This window comes from Deinococcus metallilatus, assembly GCF_004758605.1.
In the GTDB taxonomy this organism is placed as follows: Bacteria; Deinococcota; Deinococci; order Deinococcales; family Deinococcaceae; genus Deinococcus; species Deinococcus metallilatus.
Genome location: NZ_CP038512.1, coordinates 822,177 through 832,500, shown reverse-complemented (window position 1 = coordinate 832,500; position 10,324 = coordinate 822,177). Strand labels below are relative to the sequence as shown.

10 protein-coding genes (1 of these 10 running past the window's edge) are annotated in these 10,324 nt (G+C 69.6%); 3 read left to right on the top strand and 7 right to left on the bottom strand.

Translation table 11 applies throughout. The features are described 5' to 3' along the window. Positions 1 to 733, top strand: the 3' portion of a protein-coding gene (gene ftsZ / locus E5F05_RS09950; RefSeq protein ID WP_129118562.1) for a cell division protein FtsZ. Its footprint begins 353 nt before the window's first position; only the last 733 of its 1,086 coding nucleotides appear in the window; its start codon lies off the left edge, out of view; its stop codon occupies positions 731 to 733. A gap of 63 nt (positions 734 to 796) precedes the next feature. On the opposite strand, the gene E5F05_RS09945 is transcribed toward ftsZ, so the two are convergent. Then, a complete protein-coding gene (locus E5F05_RS09945; RefSeq protein ID WP_129118465.1) occupies positions 797 to 1,840 on the bottom strand; it encodes an endonuclease/exonuclease/phosphatase family protein in 1,044 nt (347 codons plus the stop codon). A 192-nt stretch (positions 1,841 to 2,032) separates the two neighbouring features. Between E5F05_RS09945 and E5F05_RS09940 the strand changes: the two genes are divergently transcribed. Continuing rightward, a complete protein-coding gene (locus E5F05_RS09940; protein ID WP_129118464.1) occupies positions 2,033 to 3,202 on the top strand; it encodes a branched-chain amino acid ABC transporter substrate-binding protein in 1,170 nt (389 codons plus the stop codon). Between the two features lie 217 nt (positions 3,203 to 3,419). Here the strand turns inward: E5F05_RS09940 and pfkA are convergent, their stop codons facing one another. From pfkA to E5F05_RS09920, 4 genes are all read right to left on the bottom strand, one after another. Then, positions 3,420 to 4,430, bottom strand: a complete 1,011-nt coding sequence (gene pfkA / locus E5F05_RS09935; RefSeq protein ID WP_129118463.1) for a 6-phosphofructokinase — start codon at positions 4,428 to 4,430, stop codon at positions 3,420 to 3,422. Positions 4,431 to 4,487: 57 nt separating this feature from the next. Then, the gene (rsmI, locus tag E5F05_RS09930) at positions 4,488 to 5,324 is read right to left on the bottom strand and encodes a 16S rRNA (cytidine(1402)-2'-O)-methyltransferase (protein WP_164973429.1); all 837 of its coding nucleotides are present in this window, start codon (positions 5,322 to 5,324) and stop codon (positions 4,488 to 4,490) included. A gap of 84 nt (positions 5,325 to 5,408) precedes the next feature. Beyond that, a complete protein-coding gene (locus E5F05_RS09925; protein WP_129118461.1) occupies positions 5,409 to 5,642 on the bottom strand; it encodes a hypothetical protein in 234 nt (77 codons plus the stop codon). 61 nt (positions 5,643 to 5,703) lie between these two features. After that, a complete protein-coding gene (locus E5F05_RS09920; protein ID WP_129118460.1) occupies positions 5,704 to 6,132 on the bottom strand; it encodes a hypothetical protein in 429 nt (142 codons plus the stop codon). A 143-nt stretch (positions 6,133 to 6,275) separates the two neighbouring features. Between E5F05_RS09920 and E5F05_RS09915 the strand changes: the two genes are divergently transcribed. Further along, positions 6,276 to 6,716, top strand: coding sequence for a 23S rRNA (pseudouridine(1915)-N(3))-methyltransferase RlmH (locus E5F05_RS09915; RefSeq protein ID WP_129118459.1), 441 nt, complete (start codon positions 6,276 to 6,278; stop codon positions 6,714 to 6,716). A 46-nt stretch (positions 6,717 to 6,762) separates the two neighbouring features. On the opposite strand, the gene E5F05_RS09910 is transcribed toward E5F05_RS09915, so the two are convergent. After that, entirely contained in the window at positions 6,763 to 7,182 is a 420-nt protein-coding gene (locus tag E5F05_RS09910) for a hypothetical protein (protein ID WP_241687116.1), read from the bottom strand. Positions 7,183 to 7,299: 117 nt separating this feature from the next. Beyond that, positions 7,300 to 10,218, bottom strand: a complete 2,919-nt coding sequence (locus tag E5F05_RS09905) for an insulinase family protein (protein WP_129118458.1) — start codon at positions 10,216 to 10,218, stop codon at positions 7,300 to 7,302. Between the last annotated feature and the right edge of the window lie 106 nt (positions 10,219 to 10,324).

Genomic DNA, 10,324 nt, shown 5'->3' with positions numbered 1-10,324 from the left:
CCTGACGGTCGCCATCGTGACCCGGCCCTTCAAGTTCGAGGGGCCCAAGCGCCAGCGCGTGGCCGAGGAAGGCATCAACAAGCTCACCGAGCGCGTGGACGGCATGATCGTGGTGAACAACGAGAAGCTGCTCACCGCCGTGGACAAGAAAGTCAGCTTCCGCGAGGCCTTTCTGATCGCCGACCGGGTGCTGTACTACGGCGTCAAGGGCATCAGCGACGTGATCAACGTCGAGGGCATGATCAACCTCGACTTCGCGGACGTGCGCAACATGCTCTCCAACTCGGGCACGGTGCTGATGGGGATCGGCGCGGGCCGGGGCGAGAAGGTGTCGGAGGAAGCCGCGATGAGCGCCATCCACAGCCCGCTCCTGGAGCGCGGCATCGAGGGGGCCCGCCGCATCCTGATCAACGTGACCGGCGGCTACGACCTCTCGATGACGGACGCCAACGAGATCGTCGAGAAGATCCGCGAGGCGACCGGTTTCGAGGACCCCGACATCCTCTTCGGCATCACGCCGGACGAGGCCGCCGGGGACGAGGTGCGCGTCACGGTGATCGCCACCGGCTTCGGCGAGGGGACCTTCCCCACCGGGCTGAGCCTGGGCCGCAGCGGCAACCGGGGCACCAGCATCGACACCATCGTGCGCCCGGTGCGCGGTCAGGCGAGCGCCAGTTACGATCCCAAGGACTACGACATTCCCGCCTTCCTGCGGAATGGCGGACGCGACTGAGGAAGGGGTTAGGCGTTAGGGGAAAGGGGGGCCGGGGCAGACGCTCGCGGCCCCCTTCCTCTTTCAGGGCGCGGGCAGGCGGAGCGCGGCCAGGAGCGCGCGGTGGTCGCTCAGCAGGTCGGGGAGCGGAGTGACCCGTTCGGCCAGGGTGCCGCGCGTCCACACAGAGTCGATGCGCGAGTGCCCGAAGCGGGCGTGGTGTGTGAAGCCGAAACCGGCGCCGCCCGCCTGAAAAGTGTCGGTCAGGCCCAGGACACGCAGCCGGGCGTGCAGTTCGCCGCGTGGCGGGGCGTTCAGGTCACCGGCCAGGATCACAGGGCCGGGCCCGTCTCTCAGCACGCGCTCCACGACCTCCACGAAGTCGCGCCGGACGGAGAGGCGGCGGGCGACCCGCTGCGGCAGAGCGCGGCCGAGGCGGGTGTCGCTGGCACTGGGCAGAAGGCCGAGCGTGGGCAGGTGTGTGTTCACCACGATCACGGTCTGCCCGGCCACCCGCACGCGCGTCAGCAGGACCGCGTGGGGTGAGCGCGGAAAGGAGATGACGCGCGAGGCCAGCACGGGCCACCGCGAGAGCGTCAGCAGTTCGTCATGGCGGGTCAGTGTCCAGCCGGGGAAGGCCGCGCGCACCCGCACCTCGTAGCCCGCCTCGCGGTCACGGCCGAGGGCTTCCTGAAGCGTCAGAAGATCAACCCGCTCACGCCGGGCGAGGGCAGCCAGCCGCGCCGGGTCCGTCCCGGCAAAGTCCGTGTTCAACGTCAGGACCCGGAGCGGGGTGCCGCTTGCCCCGGTGCCCGAAGAACCGTGCGGCAGCACCAACCCCACCTGCCCCACTGTAAATGCCGCCACCACAGCAGCGTTCACCCCGGCCCAGCCCCACCTCCGCCTCCGCAGCGCCCACCAGGCCAGCAGCAGCGGCACCGGCAGCAGGACCTGCGGCGGGACCGCGTCCAGCGCCGCCACCCACCACCACGTCTCGGAGCGGGCGCGGGCCAGCAGCCCCCAGCCGAGCGCCAGGAGGGCGAAGGCCAGCGAGAGGGCGGGCAACGCCGCCGTCCCTCCGCAGGGAGGCTGCTGCTGAGCTGCGACGGTGGCTGTGGCATGTCCCATCTAGGCAAGTCTTCCTCACGTGAGCAGGGGTCCTTCAATCTGTATCCAGTATTACGTATCCAGAAGAGCCAGAAACGGAACGCCCAGCTGTGCGGCCTCCAGGCGATGGCTTCAGCCTTTGCTTAGATGGCTAATCTGCTTTTGGGTATCCTGGTCCTCTCAATCCCACCGCTTAGGTTCACAGGAGGAACCATGAAGACAGTCCACCGACCCCTGGCCCTGCTCACCGCCCTGCTGCTGGGCAGTACCCTTGCCAGCACGGCGGGGGCCCAGGCCACCGTCAAGATCGCGACCATCGGCCCCCTCTCCGGACCGCAGAGCCTGCTGGGCACCCAGATGCGCAACGGCGTGCAGCTCGCCGTGAACGAGTACAAGCCGCAGTTCAAGAAACTGGGGATGGACCTGCAACTCGTCGCCTTCGACGACCAGGCCGACCCCGCCACCGGCACCGCCGCCGCCCGCAAGATCGCGGCGGACCGGCAGTTCCTGGCCGTGGTCGGGGCCCTGAACAGCGGGACGACCATCCCGGCCAGCGCGGCCCTGGCGCCCAGCCATGTGCCGCTGGTCAGCTCCTCCAGCACCGCCGATCAGGTGACGGACCGTGGCCTGAGCAACATGAACCGCATCGTGCCCCGCGACGACGCGCAGGGGCCAGCCGCCGCCGACTTCATCGCGAACACGCTGAAGGCCAAGAAGGTCTACGTCCTCAACGACAAGACGGCCTACGGCGCGGGCCTGGCGAACGAGGTCGAGAAGGCCCTGAAGGCCAAGGGCATTCAGGTGGTCGCCAACGAGGGCACCGAGGAGAAGAACGACTTCTCCAGCATCGTCGCCAAGATCAAGCTCCAGCGCCCCGACGTGGTCTACTTCGGCGGCATCTACAGCCAGATCGGCGTGTTCCTGAAGCAGCTCCGCGACGCGGGCGTGACGGTCCCGGTGATGGGCGGGGACGGCCTGGACAGCAGTGAACTGCCCAAGATCGCCGGAAAGGGTGCCGAGAACGTGTACTACACGACCACCGGCGCGCCGGTCGAGGCGTTCCCTCCCGCAAAGACCTTTGCCGCCACCTACCAGAAGACCTTCGGCAACCCCGCCCAGTCGTTTGCCGTCCTGGGGTACGACGCCGGGAAGGTGGTCCTCCAGGGCATCCTGAACGCCGCGAAGGCGAACGGCAACAAGGTGCCCAGCCGCGAGCAGGTCGAGGCGGCGATCCGCAAGGGCAACTTCACCAGCCTGCTCTCCGGCAACGTCAGCTTCAACAGTGCGGGCGACCGCACATCCGCCAAGCTGTACGTGATCAAGCTCGTGGGCGGCAAGCCCAACCTGGACACGACCCTGACGGTGAAGCCCGCCAAATCCTGACAAACTCATCAGGCAAGAAGAGGGCCGCCCCGCTTGTCCGTGGGGCGGCCCTCTTCTTGTCTCCGTTCAGACGGATTCCATCCGGTTCCCGTCCCTCCCGCCACCAGCGGAGGATGCGCTTTCACAACGGGGAACCCGTCTTTCTGCCTCCCCGCATCCGCCTAGATTGAAGCCTGTCCCGCAGGAGAAAAAGAGGTCGGGCAGGCTTCAATCTGTTTCAGACGCTCAGTGTCTTCGCGCAGCTATACAGGTCGCGGCTCACGTCCTTGCGTTTCTCCCAGGTTTCCGGCAGGGGCGTGTAGCTGATCTCGCCGTTGTGCCGCCCCACCATCACGTCACTGCGGCCGTCCATCAGGGCGTACACGGCAGCCTCACCCAGACGGCTGGCGAGCACCCGGTCACTGCTGACTGGCGAGCCGCCGCGCTGGATGTGACCCAGGATGCTCACGCGCGTCTCCAGCCCAGTCCCCGCCTCGATGGCCTGCGCGACGCCCTGCGCGCCGCCCGGATACCCCTCCGCGACGATGATGATGGAACTGGCCTTGCCCTTCGCCACGCTGTCCTGCACGATCTGCACCACGCCGTCGACCGGTTTGGGGTCCTCGGGGATGAAAACTTCCTCGGCCCCACCCGCCACGGCGACTTCCAGCGCGATGTGCCCGGCGTGGCGGCCCATCACCTCGATCACGAAGATGCGCTCGTGGCTGGCCCCGGTGTCGCGCAGCTTGTCCACGGCGTCCAGCGCCGTCTCGACCGCCGTGAAGTACCCGATGGTGTGGTCGGTGCCGTAGAGGTCGTTGTCGATGGTGCCGGGAATCCCGATCACCGGGATGCCGTGTTCTTCCTGCAAGGCATGGGCGCCGTGAAAGCTGCCGTCCCCGCCGATCACGATCAGGCCGTCCACGCCCCAGTCACGGAGGTACTGGGCGCCGCGGGCGCGGCCCTCGGGCGTGCGCCAGGTGTGAGAACGGGCAGTCAGCAGGATGGTGCCGCCGCGCTGGATGGTGTTCGCCACATCTCTTGGGCCGATCAGGCGCAGGTCGCCGCGGTGCAGGCCGGAAAAGCCCCGGCGCACCCCGACCACCTCGATGCCCTGGTAGGTGGCCGTGCGGACGACGGCGCGGATGGCGGCGTTCATGCCGGGCGCGTCGCCGCCGCTGGTGAGGACGGCGACCCGCCGGATGCCCGCGGGGTTGGGATGCTCGGTCAGGTGGGGAATGTCGGTCACGGGAGGTCCTCGGCAGGGGCCGTGCCCGGGAGAGCCGGGCCAGGAAAGAAGGGAGCGTCAGGCGTCCTGCGTGGCCTGAAGGGCCAGCGCATAAGCGTCATTCTTACGCAAACCCTGGGCCATCAGCAATTCCCGGATTTCGCGGGCGCTGCGGCCCTCCTGTGCCCAGGTCTGCGCCAGGGCCGCGTGGTCGGGAGCCTCCTCGCCTGGAACGGCCTCCCCCAGCGGGCGGCCCGCGACGACGACCACGATCTCGCCGCGCACCCCGTCTGCGAACCGGGCAGCCAGGTCGGCCAGAGGACCGCGCGCCGTCTCCTCGAACTTCTTGGAGAGTTCGCGCGTCACGCTGGCCGGGCGCGTCTCTCCGCAGGTGCTCGCCAGGTCGGTGAGCGTGGCGGCGAGGCGGTGCGGGCTCTCGTACAGCACGGTCGTCTCGGGGCGGGCGGCGATAGCGCTCAGGCGTTCCTTGCGCTCGCGGCCCGCCCGGGGCAGGAAACCCTCGAAGGCGAAGCGGGCGGTGGGCAGCCCCGACAGCACCAGCGCGGGGACAAAGGCCGTCGCGCCCGGCAGCACCTCCACCGGAATGTCCGCCGCGACCGCCGCCCGCACCAGTTCCGCCCCCGGATCGCTGATGCCCGGCGTGCCCGCGTCGCTGACGTAGGCCAGGCGGGGGTAGTCCTCCAGCACTTGCGCCGCGCGGTGCATGGTGTGCGCGTCCAGGCGCACCAGCGGCTTCCCGATCCCCAGGTGCGCGAGCAGCGCCCCCGTGCGCCGCGTGTCCTCGCAGGCCACGGCGTCCGCCCCGCGCAGCACCTCCACCGCCCGCAGGGTGATGTCCCCCAGATTGCCCACCGGGGTCGGCACCAGCCAGACGTGGGGAGGCTCAGCGGTCACGGCGGGCCTGCCTGAGCAGCCCGCAACCGGCGCCCAGCCGCCAGCAAGCAAAGCTGACCGCTGACGGCTGACGGCTCACCGCTCCTAATCATTCCCCGCTTCGCCCGCCCCGGCCAGCGCGGGCACGGCCTCCGCGACCAGGCCGGGCGTGGGCTTGAGGCGCACGCGCACCTTGCGGGGACGGTTCAGGGCGCTGGTGATGCGCGCGCGCAGCAGTTCCGCCTCGCCGACCGTCACGGTCACGACCGTGCCCTCGGGGAGCCGCGCTCCGATCAGCACGACCACACCATTCTCCACGATGCCCTTGTAGGCCCTCATATGCCTCCCACTCTATTCCGGGCAGCCCCGAAAGACCGTCACCCGGTTGGGTGACTGCGGCTCACGCTTCCCCACCCTGGGCCGGGCGCTGCCGCCGCTCGGCCTGGGAGAGGGCCTCGCGCAGCGCGACGATCTCGCTCTCGCGTGCCCCGCCCAGGCGGGCGTAGCGGTCGATGACTTCCGATGCCTCGCGCCGCCGGTCCAGGCGCAACAGGATCATGCCCAGGTGTTCGCCCCCCACGAAGTAGGCGCGGGGGTTCTCGGGGTCGGCGCTCACCTGCGCCCGCGCCGCTTCCAGCCGCGCCAGTGTGGCCCGGTGGCGGTTGACCTGCCAGCGCACCAGATAGGTCGCCAGCGCGAAGGTCAGCAGCGCCCCCAGCACCGAGGCGGTGTAGACCTCCGGCACCCCGAGTTGCAGCCCCAGCCGCACCGTCAGCGGGAAGCAGAAGGCCAGCACCACCAGCACCGCCAGTGTCGCCGCGTAGTTCACCGGGACCTCGGCAGGAAGGCGGGCATGGCGGACAGTTTAGCTTGTGGTGCGTGGCGTGTGGCTTGTGGAGGCATCGGCCTCATGCTTCAGCTTCCGCTTTCCACAGGCGACAAGCCACGCGCCACACGCCTATCCTCCACCTCATGCGCCTGCACCTGATCACCGTCGGTGAACCCAAGCTCGCCTACGCCCGCGCCGGGTGGGACGAGTACGAGAAGCGGCTGCGGCGCTACCACAAGGTGCAGGTCACGCGGGTGGGCGGCAGGACGCAGGCGCAGGAATCGGAAGCGGTGGCAAGGGCGGCGGGCCGCGCCCCGCTGATCCTGCTCGACCCGCGCGGCCAGCAGTTCACCAGCGAGGGCCTCAGCGCCTATCTGGACGCGCAGGCACTCGGCGGCGTGGGCGAACTGGCCTTCGCTATCGGCGGCCCGGAGGGGCACACGGACGACCTGCGCGCGGGGGTGCATAAGCTCTGGAGCCTGGGGCAACTCACGCTGCCGCACGACCTCGCCATGATCGTGCTGCTCGAAGCCCTGTACCGCGCCGCGACCATCAGCGCGGGGGAGCCGTATCACCGGGGGTGAGGGAGCCAGCCTTCAGCTTTTCTACGAACCACTCACCCCTCCCCCCTCAGAAGCGGAAGACGGCCCCCACCCGGTAGACGTTCTGCCGCCCGAAGTTGGCCTCCGCGAACCCGTCCAGCGGTCCCGGCAGGGGAAAGCGCGCGCCCAGCGTGGTGTGCAGGGTCGTGCCGGTGGCGTTCAGCGGGAAGCTCAGGCCCACGCCCGCGTAGGGCCGCAGCAGCAGCAGGTTCATGCTCAGCAGCGCGTCGGTGCCCACCCGCGTCCCGCCCTGGCCGGACAGCGTGCGGTCGAGGGTGCCGCGCAGTTCGGCCTGCACCGGCCCGAAACCTGCCACCCGCCCATACACGCCCACGTGCAGGCCCAGGCCTCCCCCCGCCGCCACGCCAGCCTGCACGCCGAACCGCTCCGCACCCGCTGCGCCGGTCATCAGGGCCGCCAGCACCATCACCGCCTTGAGTCTTCGCATGTCCCGAGTGTGAGCGAAAGGGGCGGCCAGGGGATGTGAAGGAGGCTGGAGCAACAAAGAAGGTGGGAGGCGCCGTCTTCGCCTCCCACCTCCTCTCCAGGCAACAGGCCACGCGCCCTAAATCGCCTGCACCTCGAACTTCAGCCCCAGCCCTTCCGTCTCGGCGTTCGGGTCACGGCCTGCCACCAGGGCGTACCCGGCGCGGCCTTCGGTCAGCCAGGCGTCCGTGACGCGCTTCAGGTCGTCCAGGGTGACCTTCAGCAACCGGGCCTTGTACTCCTCCTGCACCTCGGGCGTGTACCCGGCCTGGTCGCCATAGAAGCGCAGGCGGCCCGCCGTGTCGGGGCTGGTGAGGGGGTCGAGGGTCTTGCTGGCCGAGAGGATCGCCTCGGTCAGCTCGCGCTCGCTCAGGGGCGTGTCGAGGAACTGGCGGGCGCCCCGGAAGACCTCGTAGGTGCGGGTGATGTGCGGGTCGCGGTAGGAGCTGAGGCTAAAGACGCCCGCGCGGGCATCGAAGGCCGCGCCGCCGCCATACGCGCCACCCTTCTCACGGATTTCCTTGAGCAGATACTCGCTGCGCAGGAGCCGCGAAAGCACCAGCAGCGCCGGGCTGTCGGGGTGGGTGTAGGGCACGGTGCGGAAGGCGACCGCGTTGAAGGCGACGGGTGAATCGGTGAGCCGGGCCTGCGGGCCGCCCTCAAGGGTGCCGGGGTGGGGGTGGCCGACCGGCGCATCCCCGGCGAACTCGCGCGTGATCGGCGTCAGATCGAGATTCAGGTCGTCCTCGGTCGCGGTGAGGCACAGCAGGGGCTTGCCCTGCAACAGCAGGTCGCGGACGCGGTTCAGGCGGTCCAAGAGGGCATCAACCTCGTCCCCCTCCACGATCTGCTTGAGGTGTTCCAGGGCGGTCAGGCCGCTGAAATGTTCCTCGATATTCCCGGCGGGGCTGACCTGCGCGGCGGCCAGGCGCTCGGCGTAGGCGTTTCCGGCGTTCACGACGCTGGCCTTGAGGCCCGCCAAGCGCTGCTTGAGCAGTTGCTCCAGGCGCTCGCGGGTGAATTCGGGTGCTTGGATCAGGTCACGCAGCACGCCGACCAGGGCGCCGCCGTTGCGGGCCAGCGCCTTGCCGCTGAAGGTGACTGTCAGGCGCAGGGTGTCCAGGTCGTCAGGCCTGCCACCCACGCCGACGCTCGCGCTCACGCCACCCGTCACGGCCTCGATGCGGCGGGCAATCGCCAGGTAATCCTGCCCCGCCGCGCCACTGCGGGTGACGGCGTAGGCGTACAGCGGCAGCGTGTCAAGCAGGTCGGCGGGCACTTCGGGCAGTCTCACCTGCACGTCCAGATACGTCAGGCCGCCGGTGGGCTGCGGCACGCGGCCGATCAGCGCGCGGCCTGCCTCCTCCGCCCTGTAGGGGACGCGCTGCACCGTCGGGGGAACGTCGGCCAGCGTCAGCGTCGGCAGCACGTCGGGGTCGCTCTCCTGGGCCTGAAGCTCCTGAAGTTGCAGGCTCTCGCGGACGATCCGGGCGCGGTCCTCGTCGGTGAAGGCCGCGCTGAGGCGTTCGACCAGTTCGCGCTCCGCCTGCTCGCTGCGGGCGGCCAGTTCGGGGTCGGGGGCCAGGACCAGCGTGACGCGGTGGGGGTTGTCCAGCAGCTCCTCCCGGATCATCGGCTCGAACACCGGCCCGGCCTTCAGGTCCTCGCGCAGGCGGTTCAGCTCGGCATCCAGGCGCAGGCCGGTCACCGGGTCGCCGCCGTACAGCCAGGGTCCCAGCAGGCGGAACATCACTTGCAGGCCGTAGGGATAGCCGCTGTTGGACACTTCGCGCTGGCCGATCTCGAACTGGTGCAGGCTGCTCTCGATCAGCTCGGGGTCGATGCCACCCTGGGCGATGCTCCGCAGCGTGTCCAGCACCAGCGCCTCGACCTCGTCAGCCTTGCCCGCGCTCAAGCCCTTGAGGCCCGCCGCGAAGGCCCCCTCGCGGAAGTTGTCGCGGTAGCCGCTCAGGTCCGCCAGCGCGCTGCCGATCCCCGACTCGATCAGCGGCCGGGTGAGGGGCGCGGCGGGGTTCCCCAGCAGCACGTCGCTCAGCACGCTCCAGCGCAGGTTCTGGTCGGGGTCGGTGGTGGGGCCCAGCTTCCAGGCCACGCTGACCTGCCCGCCGCGTTCCACGTCGGTGCCGGGGTAGGTCACGTCCACCCGTTGCGGCTCGCTGAAACTCGGCTGGTCGGGGATGCTCACGTCCAGCGTCTGCGGGCTGAACTTGGACATCACGTGCGTCTCGATCTCGCCCAGCACGCGGGGCAGGTCGAGCTTGCCGTAGGTGTAGAAAAAGGCGTTGCTGGGGTGGTAGTGCGCGGCGTGGAAGGCCCGCAGCCCCTCGTAGGTGAGGTTGGGGATGTCCTCGGGCGCGCCGCCGCTGTTGTTGGCGTAGGTGAGGTCGGGGTACAGCGCCTTGCCGAACGAGCGCCACATCACCGAGCCGGGCGAGGCCATCGCGCCCTTCATCTCATTGTAGACGACGCCCTGGAGTTTCAGGGGCGTGCTGGGATCATCGGGTGTTTCGAACTCGAAGCGGTGGCCGTCCTGGCGGAAGCTCTCGTAGCGCAGGAGGGGAAAGAAGGTGGCGTCGAGGTACACGCCCAGCAGGTTGTAGAAGTCCTTCTCGTTGCGGGTGGAGAAGGGGTAGGTGGTCCAGTCGCTCGCCGTCATCGCGTTCATGAAGGTGTTCAGCGAACGCGGCAGCATGGCGAAGAAGGGGTCACCCACCGGGTACTTCCGGCTGCCCATCAGGACGACGTGTTCGAGGATGTGCGCGACGCCGGTGGAGTCCTTGGGGACGGTCGGAAAGGTCACGCCAAAGGCGAGGTTGTCGTCGTCGCGGCTGACATGGGCGTGCCGCGCGCCGAGGTCGTGGCGCAGCAACACCAGCTTGCCCTGCATCTCCGGCAGGTCTTCCACCCGTTCGACGGTATAGCGGCCCAGCCGGTCGCCCACGGCGGGCAGAACAAAGAGGCGTTCGGTGGTGGTCATGGGAGGGAGTCTAGCGCCGCGTGCCGGGGGCAAGCGTGGCGTTCTGCCCTCTGGGACCGCAGAAAGGGGCGCCCGGCCCGGGGTACCCCCAGAGGGACGGCGGAAG

Bases quoted from the DNA above. Each gene is read 5' to 3' on its own strand.
- E5F05_RS09945 (WP_129118465.1), bottom strand. From the start codon at position 1,840: ATGGGACATGCCACAGCCACCGTCGCAGCTCAGCAGCAGCCTCCCTGC.
- E5F05_RS09940 (WP_129118464.1), top strand. From the start codon at position 2,033: ATGAAGACAGTCCACCGACCCCTGGCCCTGCTCACCGCCCTGCTGCTG.
- E5F05_RS09925 (WP_129118461.1), bottom strand. From the start codon at position 5,642: ATGAGGGCCTACAAGGGCATCGTGGAGAATGGTGTGGTCGTGCTGATC.
- E5F05_RS09915 (WP_129118459.1), top strand. From the start codon at position 6,276: ATGCGCCTGCACCTGATCACCGTCGGTGAACCCAAGCTCGCCTACGCC.
- E5F05_RS09910 (WP_241687116.1), bottom strand. From the start codon at position 7,182: ATGCGAAGACTCAAGGCGGTGATGGTGCTGGCGGCCCTGATGACCGGC.
- E5F05_RS09905 (WP_129118458.1), bottom strand. From the start codon at position 10,218: ATGACCACCACCGAACGCCTCTTTGTTCTGCCCGCCGTGGGCGACCGG.